This window comes from Stenotrophomonas sp. GD03958, from assembly GCF_029839005.1.
GTDB classification, from domain to species: domain Bacteria; phylum Pseudomonadota; class Gammaproteobacteria; order Xanthomonadales; family Xanthomonadaceae; genus Stenotrophomonas; species Stenotrophomonas hibiscicola.
This window is the reverse complement of sequence record NZ_JAOBZT010000022.1, coordinates 31,235-47,909: the sequence shown is the minus strand read 5'-3', so window position 1 is coordinate 47,909 and position 16,675 is coordinate 31,235. Positions and strand designations below refer to the sequence as shown.

17 protein-coding genes are annotated in these 16,675 nt (G+C 67.7%); 16 read left to right on the top strand and 1 reads right to left on the bottom strand.

Annotation, left to right across the window (positions count from 1 at the left end):
- Positions 1 to 41: 41 nt before the first annotated feature.
- From gspE to pncB, 14 genes are all read left to right on the top strand, one after another.
- Entirely contained in the window at positions 42 to 1,763 is a 1,722-nt protein-coding gene (gene gspE / locus N5C25_RS09115; protein WP_279936827.1) for a type II secretion system ATPase GspE, read from the top strand.
- A gap of 24 nt (positions 1,764 to 1,787) precedes the next feature.
- Positions 1,788 to 3,008: a type II secretion system F family protein gene (locus tag N5C25_RS09110; RefSeq protein ID WP_058980468.1), complete on the top strand. Its 1,221-nt coding sequence runs from the start codon at positions 1,788 to 1,790 to the stop codon at positions 3,006 to 3,008.
- 49 nt (positions 3,009 to 3,057) lie between these two features.
- A complete protein-coding gene (gene gspG / locus N5C25_RS09105) occupies positions 3,058 to 3,501 on the top strand; it encodes a type II secretion system major pseudopilin GspG (protein ID WP_021203164.1) in 444 nt (147 codons plus the stop codon).
- Positions 3,502 to 3,507: 6 nt separating this feature from the next.
- Complete coding sequence (locus N5C25_RS09100; RefSeq protein WP_058980467.1) at positions 3,508 to 4,002, top strand: GspH/FimT family pseudopilin; 495 nt, start codon at positions 3,508 to 3,510, stop codon at positions 4,000 to 4,002.
- Positions 3,999 to 4,418: a prepilin-type N-terminal cleavage/methylation domain-containing protein gene (locus tag N5C25_RS09095; RefSeq protein ID WP_019661006.1), complete on the top strand. Its 420-nt coding sequence runs from the start codon at positions 3,999 to 4,001 to the stop codon at positions 4,416 to 4,418. Before N5C25_RS09100 ends, N5C25_RS09095 begins: the two co-directional genes overlap by 4 nt.
- Positions 4,415 to 5,047 carry a type II secretion system protein J gene (locus tag N5C25_RS09090; RefSeq protein ID WP_251103261.1) on the top strand — a complete coding sequence of 211 codons (633 nt, stop codon included), beginning with the start codon at positions 4,415 to 4,417 and terminating at the stop codon, positions 5,045 to 5,047. Before N5C25_RS09095 ends, N5C25_RS09090 begins: the two co-directional genes overlap by 4 nt.
- Positions 5,044 to 5,907, top strand: a complete 864-nt coding sequence (locus tag N5C25_RS09085) for a general secretion pathway protein GspK (protein WP_019661008.1) — start codon at positions 5,044 to 5,046, stop codon at positions 5,905 to 5,907. Before N5C25_RS09090 ends, N5C25_RS09085 begins: the two co-directional genes overlap by 4 nt.
- A complete protein-coding gene (locus N5C25_RS09080; RefSeq protein ID WP_262213543.1) occupies positions 5,904 to 7,049 on the top strand; it encodes a PilN domain-containing protein in 1,146 nt (381 codons plus the stop codon). The genes N5C25_RS09085 and N5C25_RS09080 overlap by 4 nt, the downstream gene beginning before the upstream one ends.
- Complete coding sequence (gene gspM / locus N5C25_RS09075) at positions 7,030 to 7,737, top strand: type II secretion system protein GspM (protein ID WP_241745020.1); 708 nt, start codon at positions 7,030 to 7,032, stop codon at positions 7,735 to 7,737. Before N5C25_RS09080 ends, gspM begins: the two co-directional genes overlap by 20 nt.
- Entirely contained in the window at positions 7,727 to 8,512 is a 786-nt protein-coding gene (locus N5C25_RS09070) for a hypothetical protein (RefSeq protein ID WP_019661011.1), read from the top strand. Before gspM ends, N5C25_RS09070 begins: the two co-directional genes overlap by 11 nt.
- A gap of 9 nt (positions 8,513 to 8,521) precedes the next feature.
- Positions 8,522 to 10,729: a type II secretion system secretin GspD gene (gene gspD / locus N5C25_RS09065; protein ID WP_111098955.1), complete on the top strand. Its 2,208-nt coding sequence runs from the start codon at positions 8,522 to 8,524 to the stop codon at positions 10,727 to 10,729.
- Positions 10,730 to 11,493: 764 nt separating this feature from the next.
- A complete protein-coding gene (locus N5C25_RS09060) occupies positions 11,494 to 12,345 on the top strand; it encodes a glycosyltransferase (RefSeq protein WP_262213166.1) in 852 nt (283 codons plus the stop codon).
- Entirely contained in the window at positions 12,342 to 13,181 is an 840-nt protein-coding gene (locus N5C25_RS09055; RefSeq protein ID WP_251102097.1) for a glycosyltransferase family 2 protein, read from the top strand. Before N5C25_RS09060 ends, N5C25_RS09055 begins: the two co-directional genes overlap by 4 nt.
- A 101-nt stretch (positions 13,182 to 13,282) precedes the next feature.
- The gene (gene pncB, locus N5C25_RS09050; protein WP_021203170.1) at positions 13,283 to 14,461 is read left to right on the top strand and encodes a nicotinate phosphoribosyltransferase; all 1,179 of its coding nucleotides are present in this window, start codon (positions 13,283 to 13,285) and stop codon (positions 14,459 to 14,461) included.
- A gap of 10 nt (positions 14,462 to 14,471) precedes the next feature.
- Here the strand turns inward: pncB and N5C25_RS09045 are convergent, their stop codons facing one another.
- On the bottom strand, positions 14,472 to 14,837 hold the full coding sequence (locus N5C25_RS09045) for a hypothetical protein (protein WP_251102098.1): 366 nt from the start codon (positions 14,835 to 14,837) through the stop codon (positions 14,472 to 14,474).
- 459 nt (positions 14,838 to 15,296) lie between these two features.
- On the opposite strand from N5C25_RS09045, the gene N5C25_RS09040 reads away from it, so the two are divergent.
- Entirely contained in the window at positions 15,297 to 15,836 is a 540-nt protein-coding gene (locus tag N5C25_RS09040; protein ID WP_019661017.1) for a fimbrial protein, read from the top strand.
- Between the two features lie 85 nt (positions 15,837 to 15,921).
- The gene (locus N5C25_RS09035; RefSeq protein WP_251102099.1) at positions 15,922 to 16,650 is read left to right on the top strand and encodes a molecular chaperone; all 729 of its coding nucleotides are present in this window, start codon (positions 15,922 to 15,924) and stop codon (positions 16,648 to 16,650) included.
- Positions 16,651 to 16,675 lie beyond the last annotated feature (25 nt).

The following is a 16,675-nucleotide window of genomic DNA, read 5'->3' as shown; positions in this document are numbered from 1 at the left end:
GGCTTAACTGCTAAAGTCGGTCCGATTGACAGGAGAGTCACGTGAACGCGCTCGCTGCAACCGTTACCGACGATGCCGAAGGCCGCATCCTGGATGCGCTGCTGGCACGCGGCCGGCTCAAGGAAGGAGACCTGGCGCGCGCGCGGCCGTTGCACGCCGAGGCCGGCGGCAGCCTGCTGGGCCTGCTGGTGCGCCTGGGCCTGGTGTCTGAACGCGACCAGGCACAGACCAGCGCGGAGGTGCTGGGCCTGCCGCTGCTGGAGGGCAGGCAGGTGCCGGAGGCCCCGCCACAGGCACTGGCCGAGGGCATGCCACTGTCGCTGCGCTTCCTGAAGCAGTTCCATGTGTGCCCGCTGGAGTTGAATGAACACGGGGTGCGTCTGTGGCTGGCCGATGCCCACGATGCCTATCCGCGGCAGGCCGTGCAGTTGGCGCTGGGGGTTCCGGTGACACCGGTGCTGGGCATGCGCGCGGAGATCGATGACCTGGTCGAGCGCTGGTTCGGCCAGGGCCGCAGCGCGATGGGCGCGATCGTGGAGACCGCAGACGGCGAGGGCGGCGCGGTCGACGATATCGAGCACCTGCGCGACCTGGCCTCGGAAGCGCCGGTGATCCGCCTGGTCAACCTGGTGATCCAGCGTGCGGTGGAACTGCGCGCGTCGGACATCCATGTCGAACCGTTCGAGAGCCGCCTGAAGGTCCGCTACCGTGTCGATGGCGTGCTGGTGGAGGGAGAAAGCCCGCCGGCCAACCTCACCGCAGCGGTGATCAGCCGCATCAAGATCATGGCCCGGCTCAACATTGCCGAGCGCCGCCTGCCGCAGGACGGCCGCATCATGCTGCGCGTGCAGGGCAAGGAGCTGGACCTGCGCGTGAGCACCGTGCCGACCGCGCACGGCGAAAGCGTGGTGATGCGCCTGCTCGACCGCGAGACAGTGGTGTTTGATTTCCACCGGCTGGGGTTCACCGATGCGTTCCTGCCGCAGTTCCGCAAGGTGCTGGAACAGCCGCACGGCATCCTGCTGGTGACCGGCCCGACCGGCTCGGGCAAGACCACCACGCTGTACACCGCGCTGAGCCAGCTCAATACCGCCGACGTCAAGATCATCACGGTCGAGGACCCGGTCGAGTACCAGATCGAGGGCATCAACCAGATCCAGGCCAAGCCGCAGATCGGCCTGGACTTCGCCAACGCGCTGCGCAGCATCGTGCGCCAGGATCCGGACATCATCATGATCGGCGAAATGCGCGATCTGGAAACCGCGCGCATCGCGATCCAGTCGGCACTGACCGGCCATCTGGTGCTGTCCACCCTGCACACCAACAATGCCGCCGGTGGTATCACCCGCCTGCTCGACATGGGCGTGGAAGACTACCTGCTCACCTCCACCATCAACGGGATTCTGGCCCAGCGCCTGGTGCGCCGGCTGGAACCGACCCACGCCGAGCGCTACGAGGCTTCGCCGGAGGAAATCAAACGCTTCGAGCTGCGCCGCCTGCAGCCGGAAGGGCCGATCCATCTTTTCCGCCCCAGGCCCTCGGCGCTGGCGCCGACCGGTTACCTCGGTCGTACCACCATCATGGAATTCCTGGTGATGAACGATGCGCTGCGGCGTGCGGTGATGCGCCGCGACGGCATGGGCGAGATCGAACGCATTGCCCGCGAAGCCGGCATGCGCACGATGTACGAAGACGGCCTGTCCAAGGCCCTCAGTGGGCAGACGACCATCGAGGAAGTCCTGCGTGTCACCGAGGAAAGCTGATGCGCGCAGGACGACGGGGCTGACATGCCGACCTACCGTTACAAGGCACTGAACCCGCACGGCGAGATCTTCGACGGGCAGATGGAAGCGGCCAGCGAGGCCGAGCTGGTCGCGCGCCTGCAGGACCAGGGCCATCTGCCGATGGAGACACAGCTGGCCGATGGCGGTGCGATCGGTGGCGGTACCTGGCGCAACCTGTTCCGCCAACGGCCGCTGCAGGGCGCGGCATTGCTGCAGTTCACCCAGCAGCTGGCGACACTGCTCGGTGCGGGCCAGCCGCTGGACCGCGCGCTGTCGATCCTGCTCGGGTTGCCCGAAGACGATCGTTCGCGTCGCGCGATCACCGACATCCGCGATGTGGTGCGCGGTGGCGCGCCGCTGTCGACCGCACTGGAACGCCAGCACGGGTTGTTCTCGCGCCTGTACGTGAACATGGTGCGTGCCGGTGAGGCCGGCGGCAGCCTGCACGAAACCCTGCAGCGCCTGGCCGACTACCTCGAACGCAGCCGGGCCCTGCAGGGCAAGGTGATCAACGCGCTGGTGTACCCGGCCATCCTGCTGGTGGTGGTGGGTGGTGCGCTGCTGTTCCTGCTTGGCTACGTGGTGCCGCAGTTCGCGCAGATGTACGAGAGCCTGGATGTGGCGCTGCCGTGGTTCACCAACGCAGTGCTGCAGCTGGGCCTGTTCGTGCGTGACTGGTGGGTGCTGCTGCTGGTGGTGCCGGCGCTGGTGGCGCTGTTCTTCGAACGCAAGGCGCGGCAGCCGGCCTTCCGGTTGGCGCTGGATGGTTGGCTGCTGCAGCGTCGCGGCATCGGCCGCCTGCTGGGTGAACTGGAGACTGCCCGGCTGGCGCGAACGCTGGGTACCCTGCTGCGCAATGGCGTACCGCTGCTGGGTGCCCTGGGCATCGCCCGCAACGTGCTGGGCAACCGCGCGCTGGCTGCCGATGTGGAAACCGCCGCCGATGAAGTGAAGAACGGTGCCGGCCTGTCGCTGGCGCTTTCGCGAGGCAGGCGTTTCCCGCGCCTGGCCCTGCAGATGATCCAGGTTGGCGAGGAGTCCGGCGCGCTCGATACCATGCTGTTGAAAGCGGCTGACACCTTCGAACAGGACAGCGCCCGCCGCATCGACCGCCTGTTGGCGGCGATGGTGCCGGCGATCACCCTGGTGCTGGCCTCGGTGGTGGGTGCGGTGATCGTTGCCGTGCTGGTGCCGCTGTACGACCTGACCAATGCCATCGGTTGACGATGGATCCCTACGCAACCCCGACACTCCGCAACTGAAAGGACCGACCATGATTGCTTCCCGTCGACCGATCCGCCTTTCCTTCACCGCAGCGCGCAACCAGTCGGGCATGAGCCTGCTGGAGATCATCATCGTCATCGTGCTGATCGGCGCGGTGCTGACCCTGGTCGCCAGCCGCGTGCTGGGTGGCGCCGACCGCGGCAAGGCCAACATTGCCAAGGCACAGGTGCAGACCGTCGCATCCAAGGTCGACAACTACCAGATCGATACCGGCAAGCTGCCCGGCTCGCTCAATGATCTGGTGACTGCACCGGCTGGCGTGGCTGGCTGGCTGGGGCCCTATGCCAAGCCGGCCGATCTGAACGATCCGTGGGGCCATGCGCTGGAATACCGCACGCCGGGCGAGGGCCAGCCGTATGAGCTGATCAGCCTGGGCAAGGACGGCAAGGCCGGTGGCAGCAGTGTCGACGCCGACATCCGCTACCAGCCGTAACCGGGCATGTCGTGTTTCCTGCCGCGCCGGTTGCAACGCCCGCGCCTGCCCGGCAGGCGCGCAGCGGGCCTGTCGCTGCTGGAAATGCTGCTGGTGATCGCGCTGATCGCCGCGATCGGCCTGATCACCGCTGCCGGCCTGTCACGCGGTTTCGCTGGCATGCAGCTGCGCAGCGCCGGCAAGGACATCGCCAACCAGCTGCGCATGGTGCGCGCGCAGGCGATCACCCGCGGCGAGCCGCAGCGCTTTGTCATCGAGCCGGCCAAGCGGCGCTGGGAAGGCGCCAACCAGCGCCACGGTGACGTGCCGGCACAGCTGCAGGTGCAGTTCGAAGGCGCCGCGCAGCTGGCCACCGCGCCGGGGCAGGGCGTGATCGAGTTCCACCCCGATGGCGGCTCCAGCGGTGGCCGCATCCGGCTGCAGCGTGACGACGCCGAATGGCGCATCGACGTGGGCTGGCTGACCGGTGAGGTCCGCTCTGGCCCTTGGCGGGCGCAATGAAGCGGCGCGCCCGCGGCTTCACCCTGCTGGAAGTGATCATCGCCTTCGCCCTGCTGGGCCTGGCGCTGACGCTGCTGCTGGGCAGCCTGTCCGGCGGCGCAAAACAGGTGCGCGATGCCGAGCTGCGCACGCGCGCGGTGCTGCATGCGCAGTCGCTGCTGGCCGAAACCGGCGTCGCCTCGCCGCTGCAGGCAGGCAGGCAGCAGGGAGACTGGGAGCAGGGGCGCTACCACTGGGAATTGCAGGTCCAGCCGTGGGCAGAGCCGCGCGCAGGCAATGTCGCGCAGGCAACGTCACCGGGAACCCCCTGGCTGGCCGAACTGCAGCTGCAGGTGCGCTGGGGTGACAGCGAGCGCGAGCAGCTGCGCTGGCGCAGCCTGCGCCTGTTGCCGCCCGACCTGGAGAATGCGCGGTGAAGCGCCGCGCCGCAGGGTTCACCCTGGTCGAAGTGATGCTGGCCACCGTGCTGCTGGCCGGCGGCCTGGCGTTGGCCTTTGCCAGCGTGCGCTCGGCGATGGCGGTCAGCCAGCGCGGCGAACAGATCGCCGCCGAAAGTGAACGCATGCGGGCGGTCGAGTCTCTGCTGCGCAGGCAGCTGGCCGGCGCACTGCGCACCCCGCTGGAGGTCCAGGACCCCACCCGCGAACCGGTGTTCTTCCAGGGCGAAGAACAGCGCATGCTGTTCGCCGCCGACCTGCCCGGCTACCTCGGCCGTGGCGGCTCCTACCTGCACGCGCTACAGGTGGACGGACGCGAGGGGCAACAGCGCCTGCTGCTGGACCTGGTGTTGCTGCAGGAAGGCGAGCGCATCGCCGAGAATCCGCCACGCCCGCCGGAGGTGTTGGTTGAGAACCTGAAGTCGGTGCAGCTGCGCTATCGCGGCATCGATGCGGGCACCGGTCAGATGAGTGACTGGATGCCGCGCTGGGACGATACCCGGCGGCTGCCGATGCTGGTGGAGATCAGGATCGTGCCCGCCAAGGGCGCGCCCTGGCCATTGCTGGTGGTGGCACCGCGCGCCGGTGGCAGTGGAGGTGCGCGATGAACCGGCAACACGGTGCGGCGCTGGTGCTGGTGCTGTGGCTGATCGCATTGATGACCGCGCTGGTCGGTGCGTTCGCGCTGAGCGCACGGGTCGAGCATCTGCAGCAGCGGGTATTGGATGACGATGCACGCGGGCAGGAACGTGCGCGCGCCGGCCTGGAGTACGCGCTGCTGCGCCTGTCCGCTGATCCGCTGCGGGCGCCCTGGCGTGCCGATGGCCGCACCTACCGCTGGCAGTTCGATGACGCCAGCATCGAGATCAAGGTGCTGGACGAGAATGGCAAGATCAACCTCAACCTGGCCGACGTGACCCTGCTGACGGCGTTCCTCAAGGCACTCGGTGAAGACGAAGGCGCTGCCCGGCAGATGGCCGGCGCCATTGTTGACTGGCGTGATGAAGACAGCCTGCTGCAGCCCGGTGGCGGTGCCGAAGCGCCGGACTACGCGGCGGCCGGGTTGCCGTATGGCCCGCGCAACAAGCGCTTTGAGACACTCGGCGAACTGCAGCGGGTGCTGGGCATGCGCGGCCCGCTGTACAAGGCCATGCTGCCCCACCTGACCCTGTACAGCCGCCAGGCGCGCCCGGATCCCCAGTTCGCCAGCGCGCCGGTGCTGACCGCGCTGGGGCTGGATGCGGATACCGTGCTGGCGCAGCGCGCCCAGCAGGAGCGTGACGCAGATACCGCTGGCGGTGCGACAACGCTTGCCAGCAGCAGCGGCACCTATAGTATCGAGTCCCGTGCAACCGACAGCAGTGGACGCCGGTCGGTGTTGCAGGCAGTGGTACGCAATGGCTCGGGCGGGGTTCCCGGGCGGTCCTACACAGTGCTTCGCTGGGAGCAGGGAATGACAGCAAGATGACGGCATGGCAGGACAGTGTGCGGCAGGTGCAGGGCCGGATCGGCCCGGGCGCCGGCCGTTTCCTGCGCTGGTGGCGGCAATCGCTGCTGGCGTGGGTGCCGGCCCGTTGGCAGTGGGCGCTGGGCTGGGCACAGGCGCGCCTGCTGCTGCAGCGCCAGGGTGACCAGCTGCAGGTCTGGCGTGAGGCCGGTGAACGCCGCGAAGCGGTTGCCAGCGTGCCATGGCCGCTGTCGCCGGTGGAACTGGACCGCGTGCTGGAACCGAGGCTGCGCAGCCTGCCACGGGTGTGGCTGCTGCCGGCCAGCGAGGTACTGCGTCGTCATCTGCGCTTGCCCGCGGCTGCGGCCGACCGCCTGCGCGCCGTGGTCGGTTTCGAGATCGACCGCCAGACGCCGTTCGAATCGAGCCAGGTCAGCTTTGACGTGCGTGAGCTGGGGGGCGCAGCCGAGGGCCAGCTGCAGGTCGAACTGATCGCCTGGCCGCTGCGCCAGCTGGAAGCGTGGCGGGCCAGCGTGGGCGAGTGGGCCGATGCACTGGCCGGTGTCGATGCCATCGACAGCGAGGGTGAGCCTCTGCAGGTGAACCTGCTGCCACCGGTGCAGCGCCAGTTGCGCGCGGATCCCATGCGGCGCTGGAACGTGCTGTTGGCCGTGGCCGCGCTGGTGATGCTGGTGCTGGCCGCCGTGCAGCTGCTCGACAACCGCCGTGACGCTGCCGATGCGCTGCGTGCGCAGGTCGAGCGCAGTGCACGCAGTGCGCGTGGTGTCGCCAGCGAACGCGCGCAGCTGCAGGCGCTGATCGATGGTGCCGCATTCCTGGAAAAGCAGCGCAGCCAGCGTGCCGGAACGGTGGAAATCTGGAATGAACTGACCCGGCGCCTGCCGGAGGGCACCTATCTGGAAAAGCTGGCCATCGAGAACAACAACCTGCAGCTGATCGGCCTGAGCCGCGAGGCGTCGCAGCTGGTGCAGCTGCTGCAGGACGCACCGCAGTGGCGCAAGGTCAATCTGACCGGCGTACTGCAGGCCGATGGTGCTGCCAGCGGCCGTGACCGTTTCACCATGACTGCCGAACTGCAGCCGTTGCCGGCTGCAGCCCCGGCCCGGGAGGCGGCCGATGCCGATGCCAAGCGCACGCCGTGACCGCTGGCTGGCACTGGCGCTGCTGCTGGCAGTGCTGGGCCTGGCCTACCTGCTGCTGGTGCACCCCTGGTTCACCCGGCCACTGCGTGAAATCGACGCCGACGTGGCCGCCCTGCGCGAGCGCGAACAGCGCGTGCAGGCGCAGCTGCAGCAGCAGCCGCAGATCGAACAACGCCTGCGCGCCACCCGCGAGGCACTGCAGCAGCGGCCGGGCTTCCTGCGTGAGGCCACCGCCGAAGCTGCAGCCGCTGCGCTTGGCGCCAGGCTGCAGGATGCGGTGGCGATGGCCAGCCCGGGCAACCGCAGTTGCACCATCAGCAACCGCACGCCACTGGCCGACAACCGCCGTGACGCCGAATTCGTGCGCGTGGCCATGCAGGTGCGCCTGCGCTGTGGCGTGGCCGAGCTGGCCACGGTACTGCACAGCCTGGAAACCGGCAGCCCACGCCTGTTCGTCGACAATCTCAACCTGATCGCGCAGCGCTTCCAGCAGTCGCCGAATGAATCCGGGCTCGGCCTGGACGTGTCGTTCGAACTGGCCGGTTACCTGCTGCCCGGTGCCGCTGCCGATGGCGCTGCGGCGGCACCGGCAGCCGAGCCGGGCGCGGCGCCGCAACCGCCTTCGGCTGCACCGGCACCCTCACCGGCTGCGCCGGAAGAGGGGCAGGAGGTGGCCGATGAAGCTTGAGCAGATCAGCCTGCGCACCGGTTTCCTGCTGGCACTGGCCGGCTGGGCGGCAGCGGTCTGGCTGGCCACCGGCTTCGGGCTGGGCAGCCAGCTGCCAGCTGCCGGCGGCAATGCCGACGCGGTGCCCTCGTTGCCGGTGCTGCCGCCGTTGGCTGCAGAACGCATGCCCAGCGCCGACAGCTACAGCGCAATCAGCGAGCGGCCGCTGTTCGCCGAGGACCGCAGGCCCAAGCCCTACCTGCTCGGTGGCAGCGAGCCCGCCGCCAGTGCCGCGCTGCGCCTGACCGGCGTGCTGCTGACCGGCAACTTCGGGATGGCCACTTTCACCACCGAACAGAACCGCTCGCTGCGCCTGCGCCTCAACGGTGAAGCTGTCGACGGCTGGCAGCTGGTGGCGCTGCAGCCGCGCCAGGCCACCGTGATCGGCCCCGGTGGCAACCAGGTGCTGGAACTGGCGGTATTCAACGGGCAGGGCGGTGAACCGCCGACCGTACTGCGCGGCGCCAATGGTGTGCCGCCGGCAGGTGCGATCGTTGTGCCGCCCCCGGCAGGCGCTCCGCCGGCACCGCCGCCGGTTGCGGCAACCCCATCGCCGTCGCCTGCTGGCAGTGCGCCAGCGCCCTCGGCTGCGGCATCCGCCCCTGCCACCAACAACGGCCCCAGCGAAGCGCAGATGCAGGCCATCCGCGAACGCATCCAGGCCCGTCGCCGCCAGCTGCAGCAACAACAGCAGCAACAACCGTCGCCGCCCCCGGGCGATGGCACCAACCGATAGAGTGAATGCATGAGCCTGCGTTTCCTTCCCTGGTCCTTTGCCCTCGCGCTGCTGGTCGGCTGCAGCACCGTGTCCGCGCCGCATGTGCAGCGCAAGGGCAATCTGTCGCCCACCTCCGAGGCTGGCCGGGCGGCCGATGTCACCGCTGACGCCGCCCGTGACGCCCAGGGCGCGCCGCAGGCGGTGATCCGCCGTGGCACGGGCACCATGATCAACCGCGAAGCAGCCCGCGCACCGGCACCGGCGCTGCATGGCGCCAGCACCGGCGAGGCTACCTTCAACTTCGAAGGCGAATCGTTGCATGCGGTGGTCAAGGCCATCCTCGGCGACATGCTGGGCCAGAACTACGTGATCGCACCGGGGGTGCAGGGCACGGTCACCCTGGCCACCCCCAAGCCGGTGTCGCCGGCACAGGCGCTGAACCTGCTGGAGATGGTGCTGGGCTGGAACAACGCACGCATGGTCTACAGCGGTGGGCGCTACAACATCGTTGCCGCCGACCAGGCGCTGGCCGGCACGGTCGCGCCGAGCACGGCGCCAGCCGCCAGCGCGCGTGGCTTCGAGGTCCGCGTGGTCCCGCTGCAGTTCATCTCCGCCACTGAAATGAAGAAGGTGCTGGAGCCGTATGCGCGGCCCAACGCCATCGTCAACGTCGACAGCGGCCGCAACGTGATCACCCTGGGCGGTACCCGCGCCGAGCTGGAAAACTACATGCGCACCGTCGAGATCTTCGACGTCGACTGGCTGTCGGGCATGTCGGTGGGCGTGTTCCCGATCCAGTCGGGCAAGGCCGAGCAGGTGGCTGCCGACCTGGAGAAAGTATTCGGCGAGGAGAGCAAGACGCCCAGTGCCGGCATGTTCCGCTTCCTGCCGCTGGAAAACGCCAACGCCGTGCTGGTGATCACCCCGCAGGTGCGTTACCTGGACCAGATCCAGCAGTGGCTGGACCGCATCGATACCGCCGGTGGCAGTGCCCGCCTGTTTTCCTACGAGCTGCGCTACATCAAGGCGCGTGACCTGGCCGAACGGCTCAGTGAAGCATTTGCCAGCAGTGGCAACCGCGGCGGTTCCAGTCCGGCCTCGCTGGCCCCGGGGGCGATGCCGTCGCAGCTGGGCAGCGACTCCGATCGTGGCATGGACAGCACCAACAACAACAGCAGCAGCTTCGGCTCGGTCCCGGGCAGCAGCTCCAGTGGCGGTGGCAACGGCAGCATGAACCTGCCGCAGCGCCAGTCCGGCAACGTCAGTGTCAGCCTGGAAGTGGAAGGCGACCGCGTGGGCGTGTCGGCGGTGGAGGAGACCAACACCCTGCTGGTGCGTTCGACCCCGCAGGCCTGGCGGTCGATCCGCGAGGTGATCGAGAAGCTGGATGTGATGCCCCTGCAGGTGCACATCGAAGCCCAGGTGGCCGAGGTCTCGCTCGATGGCGACCTGAAGTACGGCGTGAACTGGTTCTTCGACAACGCCGTGGCCGGGCGTGCCCTGACGGGCGCATTGGGCGGCGTGACCCTGCCGGCGGCAGCGGGTGGCTCGTGGAGCAGCTTCGCCGGTGCCGCAACGGGCGGCGAAGGCCTGGGCTGGGCATTCACCGGCCACAATGGCGCGGCGGTGGTGAGTGCGCTGGACAAGGTCACGGATGTACGCCTGCTGCAGACGCCTTCGGTGTTCGTGCGCAACAACGCCGAGGCCACGCTCAACGTGGGCGACAAAGTGCCGATCAACACCACCACGGTGAATACCGGCATCGGCACCAGCAGCTACAGCTCGGTGCAGTACATCGACACCGGCGTGATCCTGAAGGTGCGCCCGCGCGTGACCCGCGACGGCACGGTGTTCCTCGACATCGTGCAGGAAGTGAGCAGCGCCTCGAACGTGCCCGACAACTGCAATCCGACCGAGCGCAACTGCAACCCGCGCATTTCCACCAAGAAGCTGTCGACCGAAGCGGCGGTGCAGAGCGGCGACACCATCATGCTGGCCGGCCTGATCACCGATTCGGGCACCGATGGCAGCAGCGGCATTCCCGGCCTGAGCCGGATTCCGGTGGTTGGCGCGCTGTTCGGGCAGAAGAGCCGCTCCAGCCGCCGTTCCGAAGTGATCGTGCTGCTGACCCCGAGCATCGTGCGCAACAGCCTGGAAGCGCGGAATCTGACCGACGAGTACAGCCAGCGTTTCCGCGCGATGGAGCCACTGAACCAGCCGCGCGCAAAGAAGTAAGGGGTTTGCGGCCGGGCCGCGCCCGGCACCCGCCGAGGCTGAAGCTGGAGCAGCGGCAACGGCAACGGCAACAGCAACAGCAACAGCGGGTTTACTGAGGGATGGCGGGGCACTGTGGGTTTGCGGGGGCGCCGTAAATACGTCCATGTAGGCTTGGTCGCCGCATCCATGCGGCTCACACCCCGCAAACCCACAGTGCCCCGCCTTCGACAGTTTCCTGCTGCTGTTGGTAGGTGTCGACCTTGGTCGACACGATCCACGCCATGCGTGGATGACTCTCCATCGAAATCGAATATTTCGATATCTGTGAGATCTGAGCCGAGCATGGCTCGGCTCTACAGAAGGCAATGCTCGACAGATCGTGGAAAACTGTCGACGGTGGGGTGGGTCCGATTGTGGGGGCGTGCGCCGCATGGGCCCGAGGCATGCCTCGGGCGGGTTGGGCAGGACGCCCAACCCCGGTCTTGCCGTGTGCGCAGGACAGCGCACACGAGCAAGCGGCGACCGAGCTTACATGGGTGAGGGCGCTTTGCTTGAGAAGCACTGCTTCGCAAGCGCCCGAACGCACAGCCGCCAGCGGCTGGGCCGGGCCCCGGAGGGGGACTTGCAGCGTCCCCCGCAACCGGACCCACCCCGCCATCCCCCAGGAACCCAGCTCTTGCTTCGGCTGTTGCTGTTGCCCTGGCCTGAAGCGGGTGCCGGGTGCAACCCGGCCGATACCCTCCCGGTGCTAGGCTGTGGCTACCGACAACCACGGAGGCGGGATGGGGGCGATCGTGTTGTTGCCGCTGTGCGTGGACGATGCCGCGCTCGACCGCTGCCTGGCCGCACTGGATGCCGGCACCGCGCCGGGCACCGCAGTCTGGCTGGCCGACGATGCGCAGACCGGGCCGCGTGCGCAGGCGGTGGTGGAACACTGGCTGGCACATACGCCACTACAGGCCGAGTACACCCGGCGCGCGCGGCCACTGGGCGAGGTCGCCCATCTGGACGAGATGCTGCGCGCCTGCGATGGCCTGGACGTGGCCGTGCTGGCACCGGACAGCGTGCCTGCGCCGGGTTGGCTGCAACAACTGGAGGACGCCTTCGCCCGCGATGCCGCCATCGCGACCGCAACGCCGTGGTGCAATGCCGGCGAAACCGCGGCGTGGCCACGGTTGGGCGAGATCAATCCCGAGCCCGAGGATGCGGCGCTGCTGGCACAGACCTGCGCCGCCTTGCCGGCGCTGCACCCGGAACTGCCATCGGCGGTCACCCATGCGGTTCTGGTGCGTGGCAATGCGCGCCGCCGCGCCGGTGGCCTGGATGTGGACAGCTACGCCGGCTGGAACGCGGCCCTGGTCGACCTCAGCCTGCGCATGGCCGGCCTGGGCTGGCGCAACGTACTGTGCGAGACCGCCTTTGTGAGCCGGGCGGGCGAGGCGGCCAGCCGCGATGGCGACCTTGAGGCGCTGGCTGCGCGTTGGCCTGGCTGGGTGCCGCGCCTGGCCGATTTCCTGATGCACGATCCATTGCACAGGCTGCGCGCCGACCTGCAGCAGCGCATGCGGCAGGCGATAATGCCGAAGGAACAGGGCGACCTGTTCGTTCCTTCCGCGCCGGAGTCACTCGCTTGAATGTTGCCATCGCCGCCATCGTCGTGACCTACCAGAGTGCCAGCACCATCGATGCCTGCCTCTCGCGCCTGCGCCAGGCGCAGGACGTGGCCGAGATCCGGGTGATCGACAATGGCTCGATGGATGGCACGCTGGACATCGTGCAGCGCCATGCCAGCCACGATCCGCGCGTGCGTTTCGTCGGCAACCCGGACAATCCCGGCTTCGCCGCTGCCAACAACCAGGGCGTGGCCGATTCGCGCAGCCCCTGGTTGGCTTTCATCAACCCGGACCTGATGGTCGAGCCGGAGACGTTGGCCGCACTGCGCAGCCGGGCGGAAGCACTGGGGGATTGCCTGCTCGGTGTCGAACAGGTGGACGAGCAGGGCCATGCCGACGAAGCCGTGCGCCGCCGCGACCCGGATTTCCTGATGATGCTGCGCTCGCCGGGAAGGGGCTCGAAGCTGGCGCTGCCGCGTGACCCGCAGCAGGTGCTGCAGCGGGTGCCGGCACTGTCTGGCGCACTGCTGATGATGCCGCGTGCATTGTTCGACCGGATCGGAGGCTGGGACGCCGGGTATCGTCTGCACGCCGAAGACCTGGACCTGTGCCGGCGTGCACGCGAAGCCGGGGCCGTGGTGGCGATTGCAAACGACCTGCAGGTCACCCATGTACGTGGCGTCTCCAGCCGATCGCGGCCGTTCTTCGTTGAATGGCACAAGCACAGGGGCCTGTGGCGCTACTTTCAGAAGTTCGAGGCCAGGCAGCGTTCGCTGCCGGTCCGCGTGGCGGTGTGGGCCGCGATCTGGGTGCACGCCCTGATGCTGGTACCGCGCCTGTTGCGCAGGTCGTTGTAGGGCCGAACCTGCATCCACGCATGGCGCGGATCTATCCACGCGGAGAGCCGAGCGTGCCCGCAGCCACCCCGGTTCACCCGTCCGGGCGCATAATCCGCCTCATGCCTATCATCCAGTCCCTGCTCGACACCGACCTGTACAAGTTCACCATGATGCAGGCGGTGCTCCACCAGCACCCCGGTGCCCAGGTGCAGTACCGGTTCAAGTGCCGCACGCCCGGCATCGACCTGGCCCATTACATCGACCAGATCGACGAAGAGATCGACCACCTGTGCAGCCTGCGTTTCAGCGACGCGGAACTGGACTACATGCGCGGCCTGCGCTTCGTGAAGCCCGACTTCGCCGATTTCCTCGGCCTGTTCCATCTGGACCGCAAGTACATCCAGCTGCGCGCGTCGACGGCCGTGCCCGGCGAAATCGAACTGGACATCACTGGCCCGTGGCTGCATACCATCCTGTTCGAAGTCCCGCTGCTGGCGATCATCAACGAAGTCTGGTTCCGCAACACCACCACCGCCGACTTTGCCGAGGGCGAGCGTCGGCTGCAGGCCAAGGCCGCGCTGCTGCGTGATACTCCCGGTTTCGAACAGTGCCGCATTGCCGACTACGGCAGCCGCCGCCGTTATTCGCGTGACTGGCATGCGCGCCTGCTGCCGCTGCTGCGCGATGCGCTCGGCCCGCAACTGGTCGGCACCAGCAACGTGCACTTCGCCCGCCTGTACGGCATGACCCCGCACGGCACCATGGCCCATGAGTACCTGCAGGCATTCCAGGCACTTGGCCCGCGCCTGCGTGATTCGCAGGTGGCGGCACTGGAATCGTGGGCACGCGAGTACCGCGGCGACCTCGGCATCGCGCTGTCCGACGTGGTCGGCCTGGATGCGTTCCTGCGCGATTTCGACATGTATTTCTGCAAGCTGTTCGACGGTGTCCGCCACGACTCGGGCGATCCGTTCGACTGGGGCGACCGCATGCTGGCGCATTTCCAGCAGCGCCGGGTGGATCCGCGCACCAAGGTGCTGGTGTTCAGCGATGGGCTCGACATCGCCAAGGTGATGCGCCTGTACGACTACTTCCGTGGTCGCTGCCAGGTCGCCTTCGGCGTTGGCACCCACCTGACCAATGATCTGGGGCCAACGCCGCTCAACATCGTCATCAAGATGGTCCGCTGCAATGGCCAGCCGGTGGCCAAGCTCAGCGATTCGCCAGGCAAGAGCATGTGCGACGACCCGGGCTACCTGGCCTACCTGCGCCAGGTGTTCGAGCTGCCGCCGGCGTAAGCGTGCCGGCTTACAGGTAGTCGACCACCACCAGGTAGGCGCCCTGCAGCGGCTGCTGCGTCGACGCCTGCACGCTGTAACGCTCGGAGAAGGCGATATCGCCGGCGCGCAGCGCGCTGGCCGACACCGACAGCTTCTGGCCGTGGCGCTTGCCGTCGCGCAGCGTCGCGGCCTGGCCGTTGGCCAGCGCCGTCACTTCCACCGTCGAGCCCTTGGCCGACGGCGGGCAGGCGGCCAGGCTCAGCTCGCCCTGGGACAGATTCGCCGTGCAGCCCGGCTCGGCGATGCGGCCACTGAAACGGATGCTGCCGCTGCTGGCCTGGGCCAGCGCACTGACGGACATCAGGGCCACGCACAGCAGAATGGAATTCCTCATGACACGTTCTCTGGTTCGGTGTGTCCTAGTTAGCGACAGCTTCGATCAGCCTTTAATAGGACGATTCCGAATCTGCTAGGGCCATCACCAAGAAAGAGTGATGCGCATCAAAGAAGACGATTTCCGCCGGGAAAAGGTTTGTTTCCGTGCATGCCGAACGCGCCACCCGAAGCGTCATCCAGGGTCGCTTCTGACCTGATCCGGCGACCGTCGGGTTCCCGAACCCCCGTGGGTCCTGATTTTGGCTATCACGTCACATTTCCAGCGTCAATGAATTGACGTTCAGAAAAATAATGAGACTTTCATCACACTTGCACCTATACTTGCGTCACGGATTCAGGGAAAGCTACGTCCGAGTCCGGCCACAGGTGAGACGCAAGGATGGGTCTTGTTAGCCCGGCAGTGCTCCTTGCTTCCTCCTCTACTTCTCATCTCTTCAGTAGGGTTAGGTAAAAGCGAATGCACAAGATCAATATCATCGCCGCTCTGATGCTGGCCGCCGCTCCGCTGGCCGCCAACGCCGCCGACGGCACCATCACCTTCAATGGCAAGGTGACCGACAAGACCTGCACCATCTCGACCCCGGGCGGCAAGGACTTCGCCGTGACCCTGCCGACCGTGTCCAAGAACACCCTGGCCACCGCCGGCGCCGTTGCGGGCCGTACCCCGTTCGCCATCAACCTGACCAAGTGCAGCGCCGGCAACGTCGCCACCTACTTCGAGCCGGGTTCGACCGTCGACTTCAACAGTGGCCGCCTGGTCAACCAGGCCTCGGCCAACGCTGCCACCAACGTGCAGCTGCAGCTGCTGGGCTCGAACAACCAGTTCCTGCCGATCAAGGCGGCTGGTGCTGGCCTGGCCCAGACCAACTCGCAGTGGGTCACCGTCGGCACCGACGGCTCGGCCGACCTGAACTACTACGCTGAGTACTACGCCACTGCCGCCGCCACTCCGGGCGACGTCACCAGCAGCGTCAAGTACACGATCATCTACAACTGATCGCAGTCATGCCCCCACTGGCCGGCGTTCGCGCCGGCCGGTGTTCCGCGGCCGCTGGCCACACCCCTCGAGCGTAGTACTTCCGATGAAAGCAATCTTTCCCCGGGCGCTGCTGCTGGCAGCGTTCACGCTGCCCTTCTGCCAGAACGCACTGGCCGGCGTGGTGGTCAATGGCACGCGAGTGATCTATCCGGCGCAGGCGCGCGAAGTCACCGTGCAGGTCGACAACGTGGGCGATTCGCCGGCGCTGGTGCAGGCCTGGATCGACAGTGGCGATGCCAACCAGACCGCCGATACCAGCGACGCTCCGTTCGTGCTGACGCCGCCGATCGCGCGCGTCGAACCGGGCCGCAGCCAGGCGCTGCGACTGATCTTCTCCGGCGCGCAGCTGCCGACCGACCGCGAGTCGGTGTTCTGGCTCAACGTGCTGGATGTGCCGCCGTCCCCGGACAACGCTGACAGCGGCGAACAGAATTACCTGCAGGTGGCGTTTCGTTCGCGCCTGAAGCTTTTCTACCGGCCGCAGGGCCTGAAGGGCGTCGCCAATGACGCACCGGCGGCGCTGCGCTGGACCCGCAATGGCGACCGCCTGCGGGTGGAAAACCCGAGCCCCTTCCACGTCACTCTGGCCGAAGTACATGCCGTGACCGGCAGCAGTGAAAAGGCCGTCGAGGACAAGGGCGCGATGGTCGCGCCGAAGCAGAGCCTGGAGTTCGCCGCACCGGCGGGCACCGGCCAGGTCCGCTTCATCACCATCAACGACTACGGCGGCCGGGTGGAACACACCATCCGCCTCGGCAGCACCGGGGGCTGAACGCGCCGCGCCGGCCCCTGGCCTT